Below are 23785 nucleotides of genomic sequence, written 5' to 3'. Positions count from 1 at the left end.
CCCCCATGCCCTCTGGGCCCCTGTAGGGGCCGCGAAGGCCGTCCCGGCCCTCTTCGAGGAAGGAGGGGTAAAGCGGACGGGCGCGTTCGCGCCCGACAGACCCGGCTCTCCGTCCCTGGCGCCCGCGCGTTCACCGGTACCGGCCACTCGGCCGCTGGGCGGCCTCCCGACCGGTACCGGGCGCGGGCGCCGTCCGTACCCCACCTCACCCGCACCCCGCCGAACCTCCAGACCGGCCGAGCGCTGCGGGTCCACCCCGGGTACTGGCAACCCAAACGCGGGCGGGCTCCGGACTGAGCACCGCACCGTGGCCGGGGAGGAGGTGGAAGACGATTTTAGTTGCCTAGAGCAACAAAAGTGCAGGGTTGTGGTGGGTTTTCCGAAACTCTCCATGCGTGCACAGGTGGGGGATTAACGGGAAACCCACCACAACCCTGCACTTTCCTTGCCTCCGGCAACTAATTTTGGCGATTTTCGCAGGTCAGCGCGTATCTGCTACAAACCTCCATACAAATGGGGGCGCCCCCGCACCTTCAGGTGCGGGGGCGCCCCCACTTCCTTGCTCGATGGAGGCCTTACTGGTCGTCTTCGTCGTCAGCTCCGGAGAGCATCAGACCGGTGTAGACCATGCCCGCGCCGGTCTTCTTCGTCGTGAAGCCCCGGGCCTTCATCGAGGTTGAAAACTGGACTTCGGTGCCAGCTTGTTCTCCACTTGCGTGGCACCAACTAGTCCAGGTCGAGAACAACTCCCTGGCGGGCACGACCGCGTAGGTCGAGGAGATTGTCCGTTCGTCTACGAAGCGGCCGAGTACGTCGCTGGAGGCCTTGTACTCCTCGGTCTTCATGCGGACGATCTCCGGCGGGGCGAGGCCCTTCTCCATGAAGTCCTGCCAGCCGACGTATGCCCACTCCAGGACCGCGGGCGCCGCCTTCTTCAACCGTTCCGGCAGTCCGCCGTCTCGCTCCTCTTCGGGGATGACGACGTCGAACGGGACCACCAGGATGCGCCGCCACACGGCCGGGTCGTCGCCCGAGACCATCGGCAGGTGGTTGGTCAGCATGATGAGCGTGTGGGACGGGTCGAAGGTGATCGGGTTCTTGTGCATGAGGTTCGCCTCGATCGGGTCACCACCGACCAGGCGCTTCATCGTGGCCTCGGCGAACCGCTTCCCCTTCTCCGTCTCGGAGCAGAAGGTCAGCCGTGCCCCGCGCAGGCGCATCTTGAAGGCGCCGTGCCGCTCGTGCTTGGACTCCATCAGGATCGCCGGGTCCACCTCGATGGCGTAGTCGCCGAAGGCCGCCATCAGCGCGTCGCGCAGGGTTCCCTTGCCGTTGGCGCCGGTGCCAGTGAAGATCGGCATCACGTGCTCGGTGACCTTCCCGAGCATCGCGTACCCGAACAGGCGCTGGACGAAGGCCCGTACTTCCTCGTCCGGCAGGATGCGTGCGAGGAAGTCCTCCCACTCCTGGGCGCCGGCGGGCTCGCCGTCTTCCTCGTCGGGCAGCGCGGCACCGGCGACCTTGGTGATCAGGTCGGCGCGCGAGCAGGGCTCGATGGTGCCCTCGGTCAGGTGGACCGTGCCCTCGGGGGTGTTGAACTTGTACGGGTCGGCGTCCAGCGCCTTCGAGGCAGTGCTGATGGGCGGGAGCGAGGAGGCGATCTTCAGTAGCCCCTCCAGGCCGGAGGCGGACTCGGACTTGCGGGCGTCCTTGTACAGGTCGTCCCGCTCGTCGCCCTCCATGTCGCCGAGCGCGACCAACGCGTTCTTCACGGTGGCCACCGCGTACGCCATGTCGACGCGCTGTTCGTCCAGGAGCCAGCGAGCATCGTCCCACTCGTGCCAGCCCAGGCCGTGGACGAACCTCAGCTTCTCGTTGTGCTCCGCGATGAAGCGCTCGGCCATCCGCAGCTGCCCACGGTGCTCGATGCGCCGTACAGGGCGCGGTCGTCGAGGCGCGGGCCGCTCGGCCGTGGTCGGGACGTCGAAGCCGCCCCAGAGGTCTTCGTCGGTAGCGGCTTCACGTGCTGCCGGAACGCTCACGCGGCACCGCCGAGGCGACGTGCTGCCGAGTCATCCATCCGCCGGGGCCGGGAAAGGCCGGCGGTCATACCGGAGCGCAGCGTCTTCTCCACCTCGTACGGGGACTTGTCGTTCAGTCCGGCCTCCAGCGCGGCCGCGGTCAGCTGGTCCTCGGCTTCGGCCTGGTCGAGCAGGCCGGCGGCGACCAGCTGGCCCGCACGGAAGGCGGCCAGGTTCAGCCGGGCGTTACGGCTGCCTACCGCCTGCTTCAGCGCGGCCAGCTCATCGCACTCGGAGCGCAGGATCCCGGCGGCCCACCGCTGTTCGCGGGTGCCCTGTCGGGTGAGTGCGTGCAGTCGGGCGACAACCTCCTTCCGGCGCGGCGCCCGCCCGCTTTTGGTTGGCTCGGGGGAGGAGGTGATGAGGGTCAGCAGCCATTCGGGCAGGTCCGCCGGGGCGGTGATGCTGCCTTCGAGGGTGTAGGCGACGCCGCCGATGACGGAGCCGATGCCCACGACGTACCCGCCGGCCGCGCGGGTGTCGATGCACCAGCCGAGGGAGCGGGCGGTGTTGCGGACCTCGGAGTCGGGGGCGTGGAAGAGAAGGTGGCGGCCACCGCTGGGCGTGCGGACGGTCATGGTCTGGGGCACTTCGGCACCGGCACGGTGAGCGAGCGCGGTGAGCATGGAGAACCCGTCGGTCACCGAGGAGAACTCGGCCGGGGGCACATCGCCGTCGTGAGGGATGTCGAGGTCGACGACGACCAACTTGGAGGGACCACAGGCGACCCCGATGTTGAACGGGGCCCGGCCCCAGGTGTCCTCGATCACCTGGGGGTCGCGCGTGGCGCGGTCCTCCCAGGAGTGCCAGCGGGGCTCCTTGCCTCCGACTAGCACGGGATGGATGTACATCCCGCTTCCCGCGTAGCGGGAAGCACTTGCCAGCAATTTCGCCCGGAGTGCCCGGGTACCACCCGTCTTGCCGCCCCCGTCCTGTAGCGCCAGGCGGGAAGTGTCTCGTACTCTCTTCACAGAGCGTCTCCGTTGCGCTCGAACTTCGCCGGGATGCGGTCCCGGCCTTGCTTGACCGTGAGGCGCCCTGGCCGGGGCGCCTTCGGTGTTTCTGGGGTCCATGTTGCCTCGCGATCACGGAGCGCGTTGGGCCGCGTGGGCGATCTAGGCGGGTAGACCCCGGTTTGTGTTCTGAGACCTCTGAAAAGTTCTGGGCGCGGCCCGCAGTCCGAGGGACTGCGGGCCACCTCTGTTCTAGGCCAGAGGAGCGCTGTAGCGGAGGACCCAACCGGGACCCGGCTTGTGCACGCAGACCTCGACCGCTCGGCCGCCAGCGGTGTACCCGATGTGGGTGATCTGAACGAGAGCAGTACCGACCTCGATGCCGAAGGCTTCGGCCTCGACGGAGGTGGCGGCGTACGGGGTGACTTCCTCGATCACCTCTGTCTGCTCGAACCCTGCCTCAGCCATCCGGCTGATGATTCCGCCGAGGCCGGGGTCGGGGTTCTCGATGCCAGCGGCCTCTGCGACATCCAGGGGGATGAAGGAGTCGGCCAGCTGCACGAGCTTGGCGCCGTTGTACATGTGACGGGCCCGGACGACGGTCTCCTCGGTGGCAGCGATGTCGAGGATGGCGGCAACGTCGGAGGGTGCGGCGGAGCGTCGGACCTGGGTCTCGACCCGGGGCTCCCCGCCGAGTCGCTCGATTTCCGTCTGGAAGGCGCCGCGGCTGTCGTCGGCCTCGCGGCGGGCCTTGAGGTAGCGCTCGGTCGCGTCACGGACGATCGGGGTGTTGGTGCTCAACGTGGTTCCTTTCACGCTTCGGGCTGGTCGATGGGCCACTCGTAGCTGAGCGACCACAGGGTGACGGGCATGACGTGGACGCAGACCTCGACGGCCCGGTCCTCGGCGGTGATGCCGACATGGGTGATCTCGTAGACGTCCCGGCTGGAAGGAATCCCGAGGGCCTGGGCCTCTTCCTTGGTCGGGGGCCTGACGTCGATGGACTCCCGGATCCGGACCTGGGCGTGCCCGGCCTCGGCCAGGCGGGACTTGCTCCCGCCGTCTCCGGTGTCTTGCTCTTCGAGCTGCGTGCCGAACGCGATGTCGCCGGGGAACCAGGAGGTTGCCACCTGGACCACGGTGTCATCGGCCAGCATCGTGCGGGCGCGGGCGACCGCCTTGGAGGAGTGGTGCATCCCCAGGATCTGCGCGATCCGGGAGGGGGGCCGCTCGCGGGTGATCACGGTTGTGGCGCTGGGCGTCATGCCCAGTCGCGCGATCTCGCCAGCGAAGGCTCCACGGGCGCCGGCCTCTTCGCGGGCCGCCTTCATGTACCGCCCAGTGCCGTTGCGGAGGATCTTCCCGAGGATGGGGCTGACGAAGGTGCCCTTGCCCTTCCGGGACACGATGAGGCCTTCGTTCTCCAGCACGGCGTAGACGTCGCGCACCGTCTGGAAGGCGACACCCCACTGGGCCTGGAGATCGCGGATCTTGGGCAGTGCCGCTCCGGGCGGAATCTCTCCCCCCAGGATCTGTTCCCGCAGCTCAGCGGCCAGCCGCTGAACCTTTGGGATCTTGGTGTCCTCCACTGCGGGCCTTCCTCTCTTGGGTGTGCGGGATCAGTTTCGCAGAACTAGTTCTGAATGCCTAGCTGGAACGACCATACCTCTCCAGCGCGTCGCGCGAAACCTCAGAACTAGTTCAGTCCGACTCGCAGAACTAGTTCTATTGACACCGGCGCGAGGGCCTGCCTTAATCGTTCTCGTCGCCACCAGAACTAGTTCAATCTGGAGGCGGTGAAGGACCCGGTGTGCACTCGATATCCGGGTCACAGTCATGCCCGAATACGGGTGTGGCCCCGGCTGCCGAAATCGGCGGCCGGGGCCACAGCGGTCCGTGCAGGGACCGCTCATGGAGGCCGTTCCACGAGAGGAGCACGACCCCACATGAACATCATCGTTGCTGGTCAGCGCATCGTTACCCAGGCCGAGTACTTCGAGGCCGCGATCGGCTTCGACGTCGAGCCGCTGGACGTCGAGCACGACCTGATGGCCGGCGGACTCGCCAGCCGGGACGCCCTGGCGTCCTTCCTCGCCGACTTCCGGGTCGAGACCGACACGGACCGCGAGGACGCCGCGTACTACGCCGGACTGCTCCGCCGGATGCCCCGCGAGCTGCGGACTCGGAAGCCCGCCGCGTCGGTCGCGGCCGTGGCCGCCGAGCTGGAGCTCGCCGACGAGGTCCTCGGCTTCGAGGACGACACCGACACCTACTCCGACTGGACCGGCGCCGACTTCGACTCGTACGAGATCCTCGCGTCGATCGGGACCGTGGCCCCGGCCACGGTGGTCACCGCCGCCCGTGCCCCGCGCCCTGCCCGCCCCGTCCTGACCCTGGTCCGCTCCGAGACCGTGGTGGGGGTGGCGGCATGAAGCAGATCCTGCGGCACGCCGTCCTGTTCATCCTGACCATGCTGGGGATGGTGCTCGGCGTGATCGCCGGGACCGTCGCCCTGGTCAGCCTCATCACCGAGTTCGCGGCCCGCGCGACGGCCGCCGGCGGGGACTCCCTCGCCCGGCGCTTCCGCCTCGACCCGATCTCGCCCCGACTCCGCACCGAGCTGGCGCAGCTGCTGGCCGGGATCGCGACCCCCGCCGCTGGAGGCCCCCGATGAGCACGTACCGAGAGGAGCGCCGGGCCGACCAGGCCGCCGAGCGCACCGCCGACCGCGACGACCGGCGCCTGGAGCTGGAGTCCAAGCTGGTCTACAAGCGGCAGCTGGCCGAGGACGAGCGCGCGGAGAAGGAGCGCAAGGCCGAACAGGCCCGCAAGGACGCCGAGACCAAGCGCCGCCAAGACCAGGCCGAGGCCCGTCGCCGCCAGGACGAGAAGGCCCGCAACCGCGCGGCCCGGATCGCCCGGCTCGGCAAGGTCTCCCGCTGGGTCAACGCCAACCCGGTTACCGTGTTCGTCGCTTTCGTGATGATGTCCTCGGTCATCCCGGCGGTCATCTCGCAGGTCGGCGCGCTCGGCGACACCGGGGTCCACGTCATGCTGGCCGCGCTGCTCGCCGCGATGCTGGAGGGCGGCGCCTGGGCGATCACCTTCATGGGCAAGGCCGCCGAGGACGCCGGGCGGCCGGCGGGCAAGTACCGGATCGGGACCTGGTGCACGGCCGCGGTCGCGGCCGGGGTCAACTACTGGCACTGGGCCGAGAAGCTCCCGGATGCGCAGTGGGTCGCGGTGGTGTTCGCCGCCTCCAGCCTGTTCGCGATCTACCTGTGGGACATGAAGACGCACGGCTCCCACGGCCGTACGAAGGAAGAGCGCAAGGCCGAGCGGGCCCGTCGCGCCCACCTCGCGGCGCGGAAGAAGGACCACAAGGACATCGCGAAGCAGGCGGCCCTCCTGCTGTCGGCGATGCCGTACGGGTCGATCGACGAGGAGGAGGCCTTCGCCGCCGCGTGGCGGATCCACAAGGGAGCCGAGCCGGGCCTCTCGCCGGAGGTGTACGCGGCGGCCACCAACGCGAAGGTCGCCCTCGGCGCCGCGTTCGAACTCGGTGAGCACGTCCGTCCGCAGATGGTCCGAGCCGGGATGCTCGCCGGTCTCTACAACCCGCTCAACCCCCTCTCCCGCCGTCCCGCAGCGAGCGTTCCGGCACTCGACGCCCCCGCGTCGGCCCCGGCCGCCCAGACCCCCGCTGAGGGGGCTACAGCCCAAGCGGGAATTGGGATGTACGGCACTCCGGTCTACCGCAAGAAGGCCAGCGAATCCGCCAGCGAGAAGGCAACTGGGAACGCTGGTGGAGACGCTGGCGGGAACACCCCGCGTGGCCGGTCGCCGCAAGAGCTGGAGGCGCTGCTGCCGCAGGCGCACAAGCTCGCCCAGGAGCTCGTCGCCGAGGGCCGGCAGATCTCGGCGGCCTCGCTCGCGAAGGGTCTGAAGATCCGGCGCGAGGACGGGATGTGGCTGCGGGACCGGGTGATCGAGGAGCGCAAGCTGCACCTCGTCGCCGGAGCCTGACCCCGATCGTCGCGTACTTCGCGGACGGCCCGCCGGCCGCCGCGTGACTCCCCCGAAACCGCAGGGCCCGGCGCCTCCCTTCCACAGTCGCCGCCGGGCCCCGCTTGCCTCCCGAAGGAGAAGGACCAGGATGTCCCACATCCCGAGCACACCGGTACCGCACCCCACCGTCGCCACGGTGACCTACCTGCCCACCGCGCACCCGGCCGCGGCGGGCAGCACCCCCGAGTCCGCCCCCGCTTTGGGTGGCTCGGTCTCAGCACCCTCCGACCTGGACCTGGTCGAGGCCGCCCGCCGGATCCTCGCCGACCACATGGGCGCCGACACGGTGCTCGCCGCCGAGGTCATGAAGCCGGGACCGGTCGACCTCGACGCGTTCGACCCCGAGCGCCCCCTCATCCCGGCCTGGGCGAAGTCGGCGGAGGGCTGGGCGGCGTACAGCGGCCAGCGCTACCGGGCCTCCCAGAGGGCGTTCCGCCGGTGGGTCCGGCGCCAGGCCACGGTCAACGGGCACGTCGCCCAGTTCGGCCGGGGACGGGTGCGGATGCACGACTGGGTGATCGGCTTCGAGGGCATCCAGACCCAGGCCACCGCCCACCAGGCCGTCATCGCGACGAGGGAGGCCAGGGTCGCGGCCCGCGCCGCACGCTGGACCCCGGCCCTGTTGAAGCAGAAGAAGACGGCCGCGCTGCAGGCGATGGACCGGGCGCAGACCGTGGCTACGCAGGCGGTCGCCGCGCACAAGAAGGCGAAGGCCTACCGGCGCAAGGCCCGTGCGATGCGGGCCGGAGTCGTCTACGGGCCGCCGGCCACCGCGATGCTCACCGGCTACGCGACGAGCGGAGTGCTCGGGCTGACCGGCGCGGCGCTGGCGACGTTCGGCGGTGGAGCGTTCGCCGGACGCCACCAGCTGGAGACCGAGACCGACTGGTCGCAGGACTGGAGGTCGCTGGGCGACGGCGACACGATGAACGCGCCGATGCTCGACTCCGTCTTCCAGGCCGCGAAGGTGATCGGCGCAGAGGAGACGCTGCGGATCGTACAGATGCCGATGCTCGATGCCCGCGGGGCCTGGTCGGCGATCGTCGACCTGCCGCCGGGCGTCCCGGCGAAGAAGGCGCTGCGCGCCCAGGAGGAGATCGCCTCGGCGTTCGGCGTCGAGGCGGCCCAGGTCACCTTGACCAAGGGAGCGCGTGCCGGGCGGATCGAGCTGTACGTCTCGAAGGACATCCCCTTCACCGAGAAGGGAGTCCCGGGCCCGCTCCTCGCGCTGGAGGCCGCCTCGAACTTCTGGGGCCGGATCTCGATCGGCCCCGACGTGCGCGGACTGCCGATCTCCATCTCCGTCGTCGAGCGTTCTGGTCTGGTCGGCGGCGAGCCGGGGGCCGGAAAGTCGGGGTCGGGCAACACCATCCTGCTCGCGGCGGCTCTCGACCCCCGGGTGATTCTCTGGCTCGCGGACGGAAAGGGGGGCGGTGACCTCGACCCCTTCAAGAACCTGTGCGAGGAGTACGAGGGCGACGCGGACCCGGAGGCGTTCTACCAGATGCTCCTGGCCGCCCTCGCGGACATGAAAGCCCGGTACGCGCTGCTGAAGAAGCTGGGAAAGAGGAAGGTCACCGAGGAGCTCGCGGCGAAGTACGAACTGCTGCGCCAGAAGCTTCTGTGGGTCGATGAGCTGATGCTCTACACGACTGACGAGGAGTGGGGCAAGAAGATCACCAAGGCCCTGCGGAACCTCGTCAGCAGGGGTCGCGCAGCAGGCATCATCACCTTCTGCGCGACCCAGAAGCCTGGCTCCGACGTCGTCGACACCTCGCTGCGCGACCTGCTCTCCATCCGGTGGGCGCTGCGCTGCACCACCCCTGAGGCCTCCGACACGATCCTGGGCCGGGGGGCTGCCGCGGCCGGGTACTCCGCCAAGACCATCGAGTCCGAGATGCGGGGCGCCGGCTTCCTGTGGGCCGAGGGCCAGAACCCGGTGCTGGTCCGCGCCGACTACTACGACGACGACCAGGTCGCCGAACTCCTCTCCCGCGCCTACGACCTGCGGGAGAAGGCCGGAACCCTGCCCCAGGGCGCGAAGTCCCTGGGCACGCTGCTGCGCGAGAAGGGCGAGGCGGACGCCGACATCCTCGCGGTCCTGGCCGACGTGTTCGACGGATACGAGAAGGCCGCCAAGGCCCAGGCCGAGGCCGACAACAAGAGCGCCGAGGAGATCGAGAACACCCGGATCGACTGGCTCCCGGGCTCGGTCCTGATCGAGTCGCTCACGGCCGCCGGCCTGAGCATCACCTCGGAGAAGCTCGGCGCCCTGGTGGCCCGCACCGAGGAGGAGAAGAAGAAGCGGGCATGGCCCGGCAGCGCCAGCAACATCGCGGGCTACACCTTCACCGCCCTCACCCGCACGGTGAACGCGAAGTACGGCCTGACCGCCTGATCCGGACCCGGCCAGCCCGGATCCAACCCGGACAGACACCCGGTATGTCCCGGATTGCCCCCGGATTCGAGGGGGTCCGACCCGGACGGTGAGCCCTCGACCCGGACAGATCCGGTCCGGGTCGAGGCCCCCACGGTCCGGGTCGGGCAAAGCTCTGACCTGCACAGACGCCGACCCGTCCGGGCTCGATCCGGGTCGGCGACCTCCCCCAAACCGTGACAGAGACGACAGACGGAGGACGACCCTGATGGGCGTCAGATACGTGGTGAGCGAGCCGGATCCGCCGACCTGGTGGGCGAAGAACAAGGCGGGTGTCTACGCGGTGCTCGGCCTGGCGGTCGGCTTCTACCTCGCCGGTGGCGGAGGCGGGGACGCCCAGCCCGCACCGGGGCCGGCGCCCGGACCGACCGTCAGCACCACCCCGACCGCGACCCGCTGAGGAGGCCACGATGTTCGACCACTCCCCCGACCTCGAACTCCACGGCATCGCGTACGTCGACGGGGCCCCGCTGGAGTGCGGGCACTGCGGCAACGCGATCGGCCTCCACGTCCACAAGCGCGGGCCGCGCGAGGTCTGGCCCGCCTGGATCACCTGCGGCTCGTGCGGGCGCGGCGACGACTCGGCGACGGTCACCAACGGCCTGGTCGACGCCGTGCTCGCCGCGCGGACCGGCCGGAAGAAGGCGGAGGACCGGGACCTGTTCGCCGCCGAGTGGCGCGAGATCGTCATGACCGGCGAGCTCCGCCCGACCCTGGTGGCCGACGACCTGGTCGTCGCCGCCGAGGCCCTGCGCGGCGAGGTCGAGAAGGACCTCCGCCGCTGGTGGGGCGGGAAGAAGAAGACGGCCAAGGCGAAGGTGGCCGAGGCAAAGGCCACCGCGAAGGGCGCGGTCAAGGACGCGGCGGGCGACGCCGCGACGGCCGCCAAGGGCGCGGCGAAGAACGCGAAGTCGGCGACGACGGCCGCCGTGCTCACCACGGCCTGGCAGCTGCAGACCCAGGGCGCCGGCCCCGCCAAGATGCCGAAGACCAAGCGCTGCACGGTCAAGGGCTGCCGCGGCGGCATGGTCACCCTGGCCACCCGGCTCCACTCCCCCACCGGCAAGAGCGCCGAGGTCAAGATCCCATGCGGCACCTGCCACCGCACCGGCCGCTGAGGAGGAACCCCGTGATCACCATCCCCACCCTCGTCGTCCTGGTCCTGATCGTCGCCGGTCTCCTCTGGAAGGCGGGCCTGCCCTGGTACATGGCACTGCCGTGCGTGCTGCTCGGGCTGCTGCTGGCCGACACCCCCGTTGGCCCGATGCTCCACGGGCTCCTCGACACCGCCGCCGGCGCGGCCAGCAACATACGAGTCTGACCCGGCCGCGGCGGCCCGCCCCGCGCAGCCCTCGCCCCGTTTGGGTGGCCCACAGCGAAGCCGGTCCGCAGCGCTCACCCAGCCCTGGATCACCACCGGGGCGCGGGTGAGGAGCGGAAGGCCGCGGGCCGCGCCCGGCGCCGGACGGGAGGCCGCCCAGCGGCCGAGTGGCCGGTGACGGTGAACGCGCGGCCCGCAAGGGGACCGCACCCGGGGGTGCCGGGCGCGGACGCGCCCGTCCGCTAAACCGCCCCCTCCCGCAGGGACCCGCCGAGGCCCTTCGCACCAGATTTTTGCGCTCTGACCAGCAGAAATACGGAAATGCAGACTCAGAGTCTGCGAAGCCCCTAGACATGCAGACTCAGACTCTGCATCATTGAGTTCTCGCAAGCGGAAACGCCAGCGAAAATACAAGCCAATCCGTTGAAGGAGAAACCCTGTGACCACCCGCACGCTCACCTCAGAGACCACCGGTCCCGTCCTGATCGACGCCACGCTCCTCGGGCACGGCGGTCTGGTCACCGTCCGGGCCGAGGCCAGCTGCACCCGGGCCATCCTGACGATCCGCACGGCCGACGAGACCGGGGCCGCCACCGACGCGGTCAAGGCCGCGACGCTCCGCCAGTCCGGGACCCGGCTCACGGCCCTGGTCCAGGGCAGCGGAGGGGACAGCGGCACCACGATCGTCATGGGCGGAGGAGCGTCGGTGATCCAGACGTTCGGCACCGTGCACGGATCCGTGACCGGGATGACGATCACCGGCAACGGCAACTTCGTCAGCGGCAACGTAGGCGGCGACGTCATCATCAACGGCGTCCGGGTCAGCGGCAACGGCTCCACGGTCATCCAGGGAACCTCCCCGATCGAGATCACCGCAGTGGTCCCCGAGGGAAGTTCCGTCGAGGGCCACACCACCTCGGCCACGATCGAGGCAGTGGGCGCCCTGCTCAACGTGTCCGGCAAGACCCAGTCCGGCAGCATCCGGGCTGGGCACGTCTCCCGGGTCGAGGCGAAGACGCAGTCGGGCAGCGTGGTGGTCGAGCAGGCCGCACACATCGAGGCCAAGACGCAGTCGGGCAGCATCAAGCTGGGCCGCACGGACGTGGTCACCGCGAAGACGATGTCGGGTTCCATCGCGATCACCGACTTCGGCGGGACCGTCAAGGCCGACACGATGTCCGGGTCGATCCGGATCCACGCCACCGCCGGCGGCGACGTCCGGGCCAAGTCGATGTCCGGCTCGGTCACCGTCACCGCGACGGAGACCGCGCTCGCCGACGACCTGGACGTCCGCGCCGACTCGATGTCCGGCCGGGTCAGCATCCCCCAGCGCCGCAGCGGCGACTCCGGCCCGCGCCGCCGCCGCTGACTTCGCCCCGGGGCGGCCGCCATCCCGGCCAGGAATCCGCCGACCGCCCCGGGCCCCTTCCCTATCCGCAAGTAATCCCGCCAGCAAAAACGCAAGCAAGGGAGACAGCAGTGAAGAAGCCCAACCGGTTCCTGACCTTCATCAACGGCCTGTTCGGGTGGGCCTGGGCGTACGAGTCCGCCGAGGAAGTCCGGGAGGTCATCGCCGAGAACTCCTTCGGAACCCTGGCGGACCGGGTCACCGCCCACACCCGGGGCGCGGACAAGCTGACCGACAGCTTCGGCTTCCAGCCCGGCCTGATCACCCTCCACGACGAGCTGCACGACACCTGGCACTACCTCACCGCCCTCAAGGCCCGCGCCCAGGAGCTGGGATACGGCAGGCTCACCAAGGACCTGGGCGACGCCGCCGACTCCACCCGCGACGTCCTCCAGGCGGTGGCCACCGCCGCCGAGCACACCGTCCCCCACCCCGCGATCCCCGCGAGCAAGTAGAGACGCCCCGTGGCGGCCGCCATCCCGGCCAAGGTCCGCCGGCCGCCACGGGCCCCGTCCCGCTCCGCAAGGGCAGCGGGGGAAGCCACATCATCCCCGACACCGAAACGGAGCCAGCAATGCCCCGCCCCGACGAGGACACCCGCACCGCCGCCAAGGCGCGCATCACCGAAGTGAAGAAGGTCCGCGACCAGGCGCACGAGGAGGCGGAGAAGGCCAAGGCCACCGCCGACGAGGCGATGTGGGAGGCCATCGCCGCCGAGCTGGACCAGGGCGACGCCCTCCAGCGTGACGCCGTCGAGGCCACGGGCTTCTCCCGTGACCACGTCCTCAAGCGCACCAAGCCCTACCGCAAGACCACCTGATCCCCCGGTCCCCGGGCCACAGCCCGGGGACCGGCCCCTATCCGAGAGGGCAGACCGTGAACACCGAGGACAGGACCCCCGGCACCCCGCTCACCGACTACGAGGCCGATAACCGGGCCCGCCAGCTCATCGCCGAGGCCTACTACCGCGACGACTCCCCGGTCCCCGCCTACGGAACGGCCGAGCCGGTCGCACAGCCCGGACGCCCGCCCATGTCGCAGAAGGCCAGCGACATCAGCGCGTTGATGCTCTCCGGCAGCGTCGCCGCGCTGTCCGTCGGCGGCGCGACCTCCCTGGTCCTCTACGTCATCGGCACGGTCAGCCCGGTCACCCTCGCCATCGGAGCCGCCGGGCCCGTCGCCCTGGTCCTCGCGGTCGGCTCCCTCCTGAAAGCCGCCGGCGGGGCCGCGGCCTCGCTGCCCGCCGAACACCACCACCACTACACCGGCCCGGTCCGCCAGACGAACAGCACCACGACCACCACGACGAGCACGAAGGCGGTGTTCGCCCGGACCAACGTCAAGGGCGGCAAGCGCTGAACACGCACGAACCCCGCGAGCGCCACCAGACGAACTACCCGACCAGGGAGAACACGATGGCGAACACGAAGGCGTTGAACCCGCCGAAGGGCCAGTGCAGGCAGTGCTGGCTGCACGCCTACGACAGCCGAGAGCAGCACAAGCACCTCAAGCCGCGGGAGGACTGCCCGGCCTGCGTCTCGCACATGGGCGGCCGCTGCCCCGACAGCATGATCGTGAAGGGCTGACCATGAGGCTTCCCTGGATGAGCCGCGCCGACCGCAGGACCTGGAAGTCGGCCCGCACCCTGGCCGACCTCGGCCGGCGGACCGCCGACTGGCTGGAGGGCCGACTCGCCTCCCAGCCCGGCTACATGCCGAACTACGGCCCCGACGAGGAGACCGCCGAACTGGTCCCCTCCCTCGCCGCCCTGAACAGGGCCGGACTCATGACCACCTGCTCCCAGCCCGGCCTCGCCGAGACCGGCTACGACGGCGCGTGGTGGACCCAGCACGCCGCCGTCGAGGGCTACCTCACCGACCGCGCCCTGTTCCAGCAGATCCTCGACGCCGCCGAGGCCCTCGGTCACCTCGTCGTGGTGGACGACCCGCACACCGGCCGCCGCGACGAGGTGGTCATGGTCACCCACCGGGACGGCGAGCCGTACACCGCCTTCGGCGCCCGCCCCGGCCCCGGCGACATGCACGCCCTCTACGGGGTCCTGCACCCCGAGGCCCGCCGCGAACTGGACGGTGCCATCCACCTCGCCGTCATCGCGCCGTACTACGGCCCCGCCTCCCACAGGGCCCTGTGGCGCTCCCTCGACCAGGTCACCGGACTCGAACCCCCGGATGCCGACGAGGACCAGGACGAGCCCCAGCCCCGCATCTCTACCTGAGACCCGGATCACGCCCGCAGCGTGCCTGCGGAGCAGACCGCACCACCAAGTCCGGGCGAATCTAGACCCGTGACCAGCGGACATACCGCTACGCAGACTCGGAGTCTGCGAACCCCTAGACATGCAGACTCGGAGTCTGCATTATTGAGTTATCGCAAGCGGAAACGCCAGCGAAAATGCAAGCCGCAGTGCTGGCGTTTCCGTCCCACGGAGGAGAACGAGATGTTCACCGGAACCCCCGAGCAGCTCCGCCAGCGCGAGGAGAAGGCCGGCCAGCTCGCCGAGCAGGTCGCCGAACTCCTCAACCAGATCGACGCGCTCGGCATCGGCACCGGCAACGGCCAGCTCCACACCCCCGGCGGCCAGATCCGCCAGAGCACGAACGGCTGGACCGTCTGCTAGCACCCGCTCCGCCCACCGCCCGAACCCCGAGACCAGGAGCCGACCATGACCGACGCCGCCACCTTCGCCGCTGTCTTCGCCGCCCTGTACGTCGCCCACTCCGTCGGCGACCACTGGGTCCAGACCTCGCACCAGGCCGCCGAGAAGGGCCTCCCCGGCTGGCGGGGCCGCATCGCCGACGCCCGCCACGTCCTCACCCTGACCCTCACCAAGGGCGTCCTGCTCGCCCTGGCCGTGGTCGTACTGGACCTGCCGGTGACCGTGCTCGGCTTGGTGGCCGGCCTCGGCATCGACGCCGCGAGCCACTGGTGGGCGGACCGCCGGTCCACCCTCGTCCGCCTCGCCAAGCTGCTCGGCCAGGCCGAGTTCGCCTCGCTCGGCACCGGAGCCCACCCCGCCGCCCCCGTCACCGCGAAGGGAACCCCGGCCGCACACCTGGGCACCGGCGCCTACGCCCTCGACCAGTCCTTCCACCACCTGTTCCTGTTCGTCGCCGCCCTGCTGATCGCCGCCCTCTGACCCACCAGCACCGATCGGAGAACCCGCCATGCCTCAGGAGCTCAGGGACTTCCTCCTCGTCCTGCTCGCCGTGCTCGCCGTCCCCGTCATCGCCTTCCTGCTCATCGGCCGCTGAACCAGAACCCCGGAGGAACCCCATGGACCGGACCCCGAAGCTGACGCTCGACCAGGAGCTGCAGGCGGCCGTCGCCATCATCCGAGTCGGCCTCGACCGCCTCCAGGACGCCGCCTGCCGCACCGCCGACCCGGCCCCGCACGCCGCCGCCCTGCGCGCCATCTACAACGTCCGCGCCGAGGACGACGGAGTCCTCGCCGCTGTCAGCCGGGTCGTAGGCACCATCTCCCAGTCCCTCACCGACGTTGACGACGACCGGATCGACGACATCACCGAGAAGCTCGACGAGGCCGAGTCGTACGTGCTCAGCTCCGCCGGCGAACGCATCGGCCAGGCACTGGAGATCCTCGGCGAACTCATCCCGCCCTGCGAGGAGTGCGGACAGCACCGCGACGACGTCGAGGTCATGCCGGACCCGTTCTCCACCTCGCTCTACCCGGAGGCCACCGACCACCGTCAGATGCCGCTCTGCCCGCCCTGCGCCGTCAAGCGCTTCGAGGACAGCTGACCCGCCGACCCGAAGGGAACCCCGCATGACCACCTGCGTCATCACCTCCCACGGCGGCGACTTCTTCGGGAACGACCGCCACCTGACCAAGTTGCTCACCGGTCTGGCCGACTACGCCCGCGGCTGCCTCCCCGCCGACGAGCGCGAACCGCTCGTGAAGCTGCTCGCGGCCCAGCAGCAGACCGAGGTCGGCACCGAGCAGACCATCCCGGCCGCCGACGCCGGACAGTTCGCCGCACAGCTCCGCCGGATCGCCCGCCACCGCTACCTGCGCTCCACGAAGCTGGCCGAAGCCGCCACCCTCCTGGCCAACGCCGCCGACCGCGCCGCCGCCGACGGACAACCCTGGACCTGGCGAACCGAAGCCGCCTGAACACGTCATCCGCCCAGCACAGTCGAAGGAGAGCACGCCCATGATCCGCATCATCAGCTTCGGCTACGGCCACGGCGAACCGCCCGTCGCCGAGTTCACGTACGACGTCCGGGGCAGCCTGAGGAACCCGTTCCACGACCCGGCCCTGAAGGACCTCACGGGCCTGGACCAGCCGGTCTACGAGCACCTGATGGCCACCCCCGGGGCCGAACTCTGGGCGTTCAACGCGGCGACCAGCGCCGCCGCCATCATGCAGGTCACCGGCGCCACCGAGTTCACGATCGCCTTCGGCTGCGTTGGGGGCCGGCACCGCAGTGTCGGCCTGGCCCGTCGGACCTATGAACTGCTCACCATGACCGGCCAGGAGGCCGCCATCGAGCACCGCGACAAGGACCGGCCGCTCCTCCCCCCGGGGATGCACTCCCGCTGAACCGGTCCGCCCTGTCACACCGACCCACCAAGATGAATCCCGGGGCCGCCAGATGGCGGCCCCGGCCCGTACCGGGGAAGGACCCGAACCCATGACCGAGAAGACCGCGCCCGCCGCCGCCGACACCGCCTCGGAGGCGATCCGAGCCCTGAACCACCTGACCCGCTCGCCCCGGGACGGGTTCGAGTACCCCGGGGACGCCTACAGCACGGTCGCCGCCCTTTCGGAGATGGCGGCCCGCCTCCCGCAGGCGATCGAGCAGATCGCCGCGTTCATGAAGGGTCTGGAGGCCGGTGGGCACCTGCGCAGCGACAAGGGCACCCTCGACACCGACCTCCAGGCCGTCCACGACGGACTGACCATCGCGGCCGGCGCGGCCCAGACCCTCCACGGAGCGCTGGACCGTGCGCACCAGGGCCTCGGCCCGATCGCCTACAAGGAGTGAGCGCGACCCGTCCGCCGGCGGACCGGCACCTACGGGGCCGAGGCCCACGGGTGCCGAGCGGGCCGCTGGCGTAGGACACTCGACCCATCGAACCGAAGGAGGCCCCCGTGACTGCCCAGCCCGAGCACCCCGCGGACAGCCGGGTACCCGCCGTTCCCCACACGATCAACGCGATCGGCGACGCGCTCAGCAGCGCCAAGCGCCTGGCGTTCTTCGCCGAGGTCCTCGCCGCGCAGGAGGGCGACGTCCCCGCGGTGATGCGCCGCTGGTGGAAGACGGCGATGCTCGACCGCGCCCCCGGCGCGGAGACCAGCCGGGCGAACGCGGCCGCCGGCCGCCGCCTGGTCGCTGTCGACGACCTCGCCGCCCGGCTCGACGGCAGCGGCCGGTGAGCGAGCAGCAGCCGCCGAGGCGAGGCTGGACCGTCTTCACCGAAGAGATCCCGGTGGAGGTCATGCTCGACATGCCGCCGGATCTCGCGAAGAAGGTGGTGCACTTCCTGACCGCGCTGGCCCTCGAAGTGGGCGGCGCGATCGACACGGACCGGGAGCCGCCCGGCGACCCGATGGACGACCTCGGGGTCCGCTACTCCCTCCAGGTCGAGGGCGAGCCCGTCCTCTTCGAGTACGCTGTCATCCGCGAGATCCGCGAAGTCCGAGTCGCCGTCCTGGTCTGGTTCCACTGACCGAGCAGCGCCTGTGAAGAGACCCCCGGCAGGGAGTGCCGGGGGTCTCTTCACGTCCGAGAGTACGGGTGGGGCCACGCCAACCCGTTCCCCGGAGGGCGGGTCCGACCCCACCTGCGAAAACGCGCCCGACCCCCGGGGGCCCAAATTGATGTGGCTGACTTGTCATCGCAGGTCACGTCCTGGTTCGCGTCTTGCCAAGCTCTGGTAGGCCGACAAGCCGCCGCCACATCACCGGGCAGGACAAACCACACCACCGCCACGTCGCGGGCAAGCCACGCCACATCAGCGGTAGGCCGGCGCCACATCAGGGGGAGGTCGTCCGGCCGCCAGAACGGACACAGTGGCCGGGACCGGGAGTGGTGCGGAGTACTGCACCCCGGGCCGGACTCAGGCCGCCCGCATCGCCGGGGCGCACCTTCTGTGGCCGATGTCGTGCGCAGAGTAGATGTCAGCGCGGCGCAGGGTTTTGCCAGAACCAGCCGGGCCGGACGGCTGGTGAGGTTGGAGCACGCGCCCAGGTTCGTCGTGAACTTCTGGAACGTGACCGCCTCAGTTGCCGATGCTGGAGATGTCGAGGGTCTGATCACCGAAGCACACGCAGGCGTCTGCCTCTCCGCCTTGCGACAGGCGGGGAGGCGGGACCCGCTCGTTGGGACCTGTCAGTCTGCGGTGACTTCCAGGACAATTCCGTTGACCTCGCGCTTCGCGCCGTTGGGCACTACGTGTCCGTCGGGGGTGGCCTTGTCGACCAGGTTGGGCAGGTGGGTGGCGATGTCCTTCGCCACCTCGGCGGGGTGACGGCCGGTCGCTGCGGCTGTCTGGGCCAGGGCCACCTCGCCGATGATGTCGGTGACTTCTTGGGCTGTGATCGGTTCGTTGTTGCCGCTTCCCACCCAAGAGGGGAGCTGCGGTACCGGGGTGCCGTCGGGCCGCACGTTGATGGCTACAAGCGGCGTTTCCAGGCCCGGCGCCGAGGAGACGCCCATCGTGTCCTTTCCGACCGCCACGACGAACCGATAGGTGGGAATCGGGTAGGTCGCAGCCATGCTCTTGGCGTCGAGGGCCATCGTTTTGCTCCTGAGGAAGAGGGATACCGGACCGAACGGTGTCGGCGCTCACTCTGCCGCAGGCGGCATCTCGGTGACGGTGTCGGCACGCCTGCCCACAGGATCCGGCGCCGCCAAGTCGGAAGAAGACCTGCCCCAAGTACAACGTGGCGCCCGCCGACCTGCGCCCTACTGACAGGAACTCTGCGACCCCACTGTCATAACCCTGCGCACGACACCCGAGGTCCAAGACCACCCACCGTGATCATCAGCCTGTGAGTCCGGCGGCCCGCCAGACGGGATCCCATACGGTTTTCCCACTGATCTGCCCGCCTGACGGAACCCCTTTTCGTCAACCGGCCATCTGCCCATACCGTTGATCTGAGCTGATCACCACTGACATGTCTCGTGTCGAAACCACTGACACAGACCTGTCGTACCCCAGTCATAGGGTCCCGATCAGTTCAAGATCAAAAATATGGGATGGACAAAGGCAGTTCCCCCCTATCGGGGGGAGCTGCGGCGGGGCCGGTAAGGCACAAGCAGGCGGGGGACTCCAGGTGGCGTGGCTGACGAAGATCGGGACGGATGAGCAGGTCGAGTACCGGCTCAAGGAGCGGGCCGGATGCGACCTGGTGGTCGAGGAGGAGGCCGAGCTCGCCGAGCAGCACGCCGGAGCCGGTGAGGAGGCGGACCGGGCGGTTGCTTACCGTACGCAACAGGAGGGCGAGACCCCGCTGGTGTGGATGGGGTCCGGTCTGGAGGCCGTGGGGCTGTCCGCCGGGCAGGTTCTGGACGAGGACGGCAAGGCCTCCGCGCGCCGCCTGATGAACGGCTGTCACCCACTCACCGGCGCCCGCCTGTTCAAGTCCCGCAACTCCTCGCGCGCCCATCCGGAGTCGAAGCTCACCGTCGCCCGGGTCACGGCCGCCATCGAGGCCGCCGCCGCCGCGAAGGGCGTCGAGCCCGCCGAGCTCCTCGCGGGCAAGCCGAAGCAGCAGCGCCTCCTGGCCCAGCAGCAGCGCATGGTCCACCGCCGCGGTGAAGGCCACCGGCTCCAGGTCGCCACCCTCACCAAACTCTCCGGGGCCGCCGGCGTCGACATCACCGAGGTGTTCTCCGAGGCGGAGCTGGCGAAGGCGCGCGCCCACCAGGACGAGCGCGTCGACACCCGCGTCCGCGGCTTCGACCTCGTCCTCGACATCCCCAAGTCCGACAGCGTCCTCGCCGGACTCCTGCCCGACGACGCCGAGCGCGCGTACCGGGACCTGGTCCACGAGGCCAGCCGCGACGCCCTCGCCCAGTACGAGAAGTGGATCGGCTACTCGGTCGGCGGTGAGGACGGCGAGATGGTCCGCCTGGCGACCGGCGGTCTGCTCGCGTGGTCCACCGAGCACCGCAGCGCCCGCCCGGTCGGCGACGGAACCCCCGGGGACCCGCACCTGCACCTGCACATCAGCATCGCGAACATGGGGCTGTGCGAGGACGGCCAGTGGCGCTCGATCGCCTCCCGGGGCAAGGACATGCACCGGCACGCGTCCGCGATCGACGGGTTCTTCAAGGCCCGGCTGAGGGCGCTCACGTACGAGCGGTTCGGGGTGCTGCGGGAGCAGGCGGAGAAGACCCGCGCGTGGGAGGTTGGGGGGATCCCCGCCGAGGTGAGGGACGCGTACTCCCGCCGGGCGAAGAAGGTCACCGAGGTCGCAGGTGAAGGGGCCAGCCGGGAGGAGATGGCGCGGGCCTCGGCGGCAACGCGGCGAGCCAAGCACGCGACCGGCTCGACGGAGATGCGGGAGTCGTGGCGCGAGCGGGCCGAGTCGATGGGCGTGGACGTCGAGGCGATGCTCGCCGCGGCGGCGCCCGGACCTCCCGGCCCGGACGGCGGAGCCGGCATCGACCCGGCCGGGGGCGGCCCTCGTATCCCGCCGCCGTCGGACGTCGCGGCCGTGGTCTTCGACCCGCAGACCGGGGTGACCGCGACCCGCAAGGACTTCGACCGGGCGCAGCTGCTGGCGGCCGTCGCGAACGCGCTGCCGTACGGGATCGGCGCCGACATCGGCGACCTCGACCGGCTCGTCGACGACGTGCTGCGCGTCGAGGGCTACGCGGTAGCCCTGCCGCACCTCGGCTCCACCGTCATGTCGGCCACCGCCCGGTACACCACCCGCGACGTCCTGGATGCCGAGGGTGTCGCCGTCGACCAGGCCCGTGCCCGCTACCGCGACGGCAGCGCGGTCCTGACGGCCGACCAGGCGGAGGCCGCCCTCGGCGTCTTCGAGGTCGCATCCGGGTTCGCCCTGTCCGAGGAACAGCGTCGGGTGGTGATGCGGCTGCTGACCGCCGGGCACGGGGTCGACGCCGTCATCGGCGTGGCCGGCGCGGGCAAGAGCACGTTGATGGACGCCTGCAGGATCGCGTGGGACGCCACCGGCACCACGTACGCGGGCGCCTGCCTCTCCGCAGTCGGCGCCAAGGGCCTCCAGGACGCCTCGGCGATCCCCTCCCGCACGGTGGCATCGTGGCTCCAGCAGATCGAGACCGGCACCGGGCTGACCGGGATCGACGTCCTGGTGCTCGACGAGGCCGCGATGACCGACGACCGGTCGGCGGCCCGCCTGTTGACCGAAGCCGCGCGGACAGGCACCAAGCTGGTCGCGATCGGCGACCCCAAGCAGCTCCAGGCCGTCGGCGTCGGCGGATGGTTCGCCGAGGTCCACCGCCTGGTCGACGGCGAGATCCTCACCGAGAACCGCCGCCAGGAGAACGAGGCCGAGCGGGCCGCGCTGGAGGTGTGGAGGACCGGCGACCACCAGGCCGCGCTCGAACTCCTCGCCGCCGGCGGACGCGTCCACGCGGTCGGCACCGCCGACAAGGCCCGCTCACAGATGCTGATGGCCTGGGACGAACTGCGCCAGCAGTGGCCCGACGAGCTCGACCTCCTGGAGAACCTCGTCGTCCTCGCCACCCGCAACCTCGACGTGGACGCGCTGAACCTGGGCGCCCAGCAGATCCGGCGAAGCCTCGGCGAGCTGGGCACCGCCCACACCTACGCGCTGCCGGGCGGAGGGGAGCTGACCCTAGCCGAGGGCGACGTCGTCCGCGTCCGCGCCAACGACTACCGCAGCAGGCGCGGGCAGGGGCCCGACGTCCTCAACGGCTACCGCGCCGTCATCACCGCCGTCTCCGAGGACCGCCGGGTCGAGATCACCTGGCGTACGAAGGACCGCAACGCCGACGGCATCGCGAAGACCGAGTCCGCCTGGATGAGCCCCGGCGACATCGCCGCCGGGCAGCTGTCCCTGGGCTACGCGATGACGGTGGCCGCCAGCCAGGGCCTGACCTGCCACACCAGCCTGCTGTACGGGCACGGCGCCAACGCGTTCGCCGCCTACCCGGGGCTAACCCGCGCGAAGAAGGCGAACCACGTATGGCTCCCGCTGGAGGTGATCGAGGACGAGCACACCAAGGAGCTTCTCGGCGACGCCCGTACGGAGACCGAGGAGCTTCACCGCGCCATCCAGGCATTCGCCCGCTACCTAGGTCAGTCCCAGCCGGACGGGATGGTCTCCGACGAGCTGCGGGCGGCGCCCGAGCCCGTCACCGCCGTGCCGCATCAGGTCCAGCAGGCCCAGGCCCGCGAGGACTCCGCGGCTGCCCTGGAACAAGCCCGGCGGAGGGTCTCGGCGAGGGCGGCCCGGATGAAGTCCCCGTCGACCGAGACCTCGCTGCGCGAGCGCGCCGAGGCCGAGGCCCGCCGCAACTCCACCAGTCAGCAGGAGCCGGCCGCCCGCAACGAGCGCGCGGCCGAGGAGCCGGACATCCCGTCGTGGTCGGAGCGTCCGTACGGACGCCGGGGCGATGCCGAGCTGGCGCGCAACGTGGCGTCCTTCCTGTCCGAGGCCGAGCGGTACGAGAAGAAGGGCGTTCAGGCCCTCGCGGACCATGAGGCACTTCGTCTCCGCCTCGACCAAGAGCGTGCCGAGGGCGCCACCCGCGGCATGCGCTGGGCACAGGAGGCCGGGGCCGTTCTGGACACGGCCGTCGCCCATCTGACGACCGCGCTCCAGGAGGCGGGGCAGGCCCACCAGGCCGACGAGCAGGCCCAGCAGGCACGCAGGATCCTGCCGGACATCACCAAGCAGCTGGAGTCGTCCTGGCTCGCGCTCCGGCTGGCCGGCAGCAGCAAGAAGGAGGTCCAGGAGCTGCGCGACCACTACCTCGGCCGGGCGATCGGCGGCGAGGACGAGGCGATGCGCGCGCGGCGGGCCAGCGACGACGCCCGTCTCGCCTCGTGGGAGGCCTTGAAGTCCAGCCCGTACGCCGAGTCTCTGGGAGCAACCGGCTTCGCCCCACGGCTGGACGAGCTCCCACAGAAGCTCGCCGACATGCGCCAGGCTCTGCCGGAGAAGGCCCAGGCAAGGGATGTCCGCGACCAGAACGAGCTGGGCCAGCTCCACGGCACCGCCAAGTCCGCCGAGAAGGAGGCCATGAACTGGCGCGGCCACGCGGCCCGGGCCCTCACGGAGCAGCAGCGCCGACAGGTCCTCGCCGAGAAGCACCCCAACGTCCACAAGGCTGAGGCCCTCGCGCGGAAGGTGTCCGCCCAGGCCAAGCAGCGGCAGAAGGCAGCGGCACCCCGGCCCTCAGCCTCACGGGCCACCGCGGTGACTCCGCCGCAGCGTCGGGGTCCACGGGCAGGCCGCTGAGGTCGACGCGGGACGGTTCTCGCAGCACGTTCCTTCGGGGAACGCCCGG

At 70.6% G+C, this 23785-nt stretch carries 27 protein-coding genes; 22 read left to right on the top strand and 5 right to left on the bottom strand.

Annotated elements, in window-relative coordinates; translation table 11 throughout:
- Positions 1-575: 575 nt before the first annotated feature.
- From ACFRU2_RS41680 to ACFRU2_RS41665, 4 genes are all read right to left on the bottom strand, one after another.
- The gene (locus ACFRU2_RS41680; RefSeq protein ID WP_382981526.1) at positions 576-2042 is read right to left on the bottom strand and encodes a phage/plasmid primase, P4 family; all 1467 of its coding nucleotides are present in this window, start codon (positions 2040-2042) and stop codon (positions 576-578) included.
- A complete protein-coding gene (locus tag ACFRU2_RS41675) occupies positions 2039-3154 on the bottom strand; it encodes a bifunctional DNA primase/polymerase (RefSeq protein ID WP_382981525.1) in 1116 nt (371 codons plus the stop codon). The genes ACFRU2_RS41680 and ACFRU2_RS41675 overlap by 4 nt, the downstream gene beginning before the upstream one ends.
- Before the next feature lie 132 nt (positions 3155-3286).
- Positions 3287-3835 (bottom strand): UTRA domain-containing protein, encoded by a 549-nt coding sequence (locus tag ACFRU2_RS41670; protein WP_382981524.1) that lies wholly within the window; start codon positions 3833-3835, stop codon positions 3287-3289.
- A gap of 11 nt (positions 3836-3846) precedes the next feature.
- Positions 3847-4623: a GntR family transcriptional regulator gene (locus ACFRU2_RS41665; protein WP_382981523.1), complete on the bottom strand. Its 777-nt coding sequence runs from the start codon at positions 4621-4623 to the stop codon at positions 3847-3849.
- Between the two features lie 357 nt (positions 4624-4980).
- Here ACFRU2_RS41665 and ACFRU2_RS41660 point away from each other — a divergent pair, with 357 nt between their 5' ends.
- The 21 genes from ACFRU2_RS41660 to ACFRU2_RS41560 all read left to right on the top strand — a co-directional run bounded on the left by ACFRU2_RS41660 (position 4981) and on the right by ACFRU2_RS41560 (position 17981).
- Entirely contained in the window at positions 4981-5466 is a 486-nt protein-coding gene (locus tag ACFRU2_RS41660; RefSeq protein ID WP_382981522.1) for a hypothetical protein, read from the top strand.
- Positions 5463-5708, top strand: coding sequence for a hypothetical protein (locus tag ACFRU2_RS41655; protein WP_382981521.1), 246 nt, complete (start codon positions 5463-5465; stop codon positions 5706-5708). The genes ACFRU2_RS41660 and ACFRU2_RS41655 overlap by 4 nt, the downstream gene beginning before the upstream one ends.
- Positions 5705-7060: a DUF2637 domain-containing protein gene (locus ACFRU2_RS41650; protein ID WP_382981520.1), complete on the top strand. Its 1356-nt coding sequence runs from the start codon at positions 5705-5707 to the stop codon at positions 7058-7060. Before ACFRU2_RS41655 ends, ACFRU2_RS41650 begins: the two co-directional genes overlap by 4 nt.
- Positions 7061-7190: 130 nt before the next feature.
- The gene (locus tag ACFRU2_RS41645) at positions 7191-9500 is read left to right on the top strand and encodes an FtsK/SpoIIIE domain-containing protein (RefSeq protein WP_382981519.1); all 2310 of its coding nucleotides are present in this window, start codon (positions 7191-7193) and stop codon (positions 9498-9500) included.
- A 247-nt stretch (positions 9501-9747) separates the two neighbouring features.
- On the top strand, positions 9748-9939 hold the full coding sequence (locus ACFRU2_RS41640) for a hypothetical protein (protein WP_030390484.1): 192 nt from the start codon (positions 9748-9750) through the stop codon (positions 9937-9939).
- A gap of 10 nt (positions 9940-9949) precedes the next feature.
- Positions 9950-10657 carry a hypothetical protein gene (locus tag ACFRU2_RS41635; RefSeq protein WP_382981518.1) on the top strand — a complete coding sequence of 236 codons (708 nt, stop codon included), beginning with the start codon at positions 9950-9952 and terminating at the stop codon, positions 10655-10657.
- 11 nt (positions 10658-10668) lie between these two features.
- Positions 10669-10860, top strand: coding sequence for a hypothetical protein (locus ACFRU2_RS41630; RefSeq protein ID WP_382981517.1), 192 nt, complete (start codon positions 10669-10671; stop codon positions 10858-10860).
- A gap of 439 nt (positions 10861-11299) precedes the next feature.
- Positions 11300-12229 carry a DUF4097 family beta strand repeat-containing protein gene (locus tag ACFRU2_RS41625; RefSeq protein WP_382981516.1) on the top strand — a complete coding sequence of 310 codons (930 nt, stop codon included), beginning with the start codon at positions 11300-11302 and terminating at the stop codon, positions 12227-12229.
- A gap of 110 nt (positions 12230-12339) precedes the next feature.
- Positions 12340-12723: a hypothetical protein gene (locus ACFRU2_RS41620; protein WP_382981515.1), complete on the top strand. Its 384-nt coding sequence runs from the start codon at positions 12340-12342 to the stop codon at positions 12721-12723.
- Between the two features lie 119 nt (positions 12724-12842).
- Positions 12843-13088: a hypothetical protein gene (locus tag ACFRU2_RS41615; protein ID WP_382981514.1), complete on the top strand. Its 246-nt coding sequence runs from the start codon at positions 12843-12845 to the stop codon at positions 13086-13088.
- 56 nt (positions 13089-13144) lie between these two features.
- The gene (locus ACFRU2_RS41610) at positions 13145-13627 is read left to right on the top strand and encodes a hypothetical protein (protein WP_382981513.1); all 483 of its coding nucleotides are present in this window, start codon (positions 13145-13147) and stop codon (positions 13625-13627) included.
- 56 nt (positions 13628-13683) lie between these two features.
- Positions 13684-13854 carry a pRL2-8 gene (locus ACFRU2_RS41605; protein WP_382981512.1) on the top strand — a complete coding sequence of 57 codons (171 nt, stop codon included), beginning with the start codon at positions 13684-13686 and terminating at the stop codon, positions 13852-13854.
- Positions 13855-13871: 17 nt separating this feature from the next.
- A complete protein-coding gene (locus ACFRU2_RS41600) occupies positions 13872-14504 on the top strand; it encodes a DUF6919 domain-containing protein (protein WP_382981511.1) in 633 nt (210 codons plus the stop codon).
- 222 nt (positions 14505-14726) lie between these two features.
- The gene (locus ACFRU2_RS41595; protein ID WP_382981510.1) at positions 14727-14906 is read left to right on the top strand and encodes a hypothetical protein; all 180 of its coding nucleotides are present in this window, start codon (positions 14727-14729) and stop codon (positions 14904-14906) included.
- Between the two features lie 45 nt (positions 14907-14951).
- The gene (locus ACFRU2_RS41590; RefSeq protein WP_382981509.1) at positions 14952-15425 is read left to right on the top strand and encodes a transcriptional regulator; all 474 of its coding nucleotides are present in this window, start codon (positions 14952-14954) and stop codon (positions 15423-15425) included.
- A 137-nt stretch (positions 15426-15562) separates the two neighbouring features.
- Positions 15563-16048 carry a hypothetical protein gene (locus ACFRU2_RS41585; protein WP_382981508.1) on the top strand — a complete coding sequence of 162 codons (486 nt, stop codon included), beginning with the start codon at positions 15563-15565 and terminating at the stop codon, positions 16046-16048.
- A 25-nt stretch (positions 16049-16073) separates the two neighbouring features.
- Positions 16074-16421 carry a hypothetical protein gene (locus ACFRU2_RS41580; RefSeq protein ID WP_382981507.1) on the top strand — a complete coding sequence of 116 codons (348 nt, stop codon included), beginning with the start codon at positions 16074-16076 and terminating at the stop codon, positions 16419-16421.
- 40 nt (positions 16422-16461) lie between these two features.
- On the top strand, positions 16462-16851 hold the full coding sequence (locus tag ACFRU2_RS41575) for a hypothetical protein (RefSeq protein ID WP_382981506.1): 390 nt from the start codon (positions 16462-16464) through the stop codon (positions 16849-16851).
- Positions 16852-16942: 91 nt separating this feature from the next.
- Positions 16943-17296, top strand: a complete 354-nt coding sequence (locus ACFRU2_RS41570; RefSeq protein ID WP_382981505.1) for a hypothetical protein — start codon at positions 16943-16945, stop codon at positions 17294-17296.
- A 107-nt stretch (positions 17297-17403) separates the two neighbouring features.
- The gene (locus tag ACFRU2_RS41565) at positions 17404-17688 is read left to right on the top strand and encodes a hypothetical protein (protein ID WP_382981504.1); all 285 of its coding nucleotides are present in this window, start codon (positions 17404-17406) and stop codon (positions 17686-17688) included.
- The gene (locus tag ACFRU2_RS41560; protein WP_382981503.1) at positions 17685-17981 is read left to right on the top strand and encodes a hypothetical protein; all 297 of its coding nucleotides are present in this window, start codon (positions 17685-17687) and stop codon (positions 17979-17981) included. Before ACFRU2_RS41565 ends, ACFRU2_RS41560 begins: the two co-directional genes overlap by 4 nt.
- A 662-nt stretch (positions 17982-18643) precedes the next feature.
- Here ACFRU2_RS41560 and ACFRU2_RS41555 read toward each other — a convergent pair.
- Positions 18644-19051: a YidB family protein gene (locus ACFRU2_RS41555; protein WP_382981502.1), complete on the bottom strand. Its 408-nt coding sequence runs from the start codon at positions 19049-19051 to the stop codon at positions 18644-18646.
- Positions 19052-19590: 539 nt separating this feature from the next.
- Here ACFRU2_RS41555 and mobF point away from each other — a divergent pair.
- A complete protein-coding gene (gene mobF / locus ACFRU2_RS41550) occupies positions 19591-23736 on the top strand; it encodes a MobF family relaxase (protein ID WP_382981501.1) in 4146 nt (1381 codons plus the stop codon).
- Positions 23737-23785: the final 49 nt, after the last annotated feature.

This window comes from Streptomyces sp. NPDC056883, assembly GCF_042788835.1.
GTDB classification, from domain to species: Bacteria; Actinomycetota; Actinomycetes; order Streptomycetales; family Streptomycetaceae; genus Streptomyces; species Streptomyces stoeckheimensis.
Note: the sequence above shows the minus strand (reverse complement) of the source record. Positions and strands in the feature narration are given on the sequence as shown.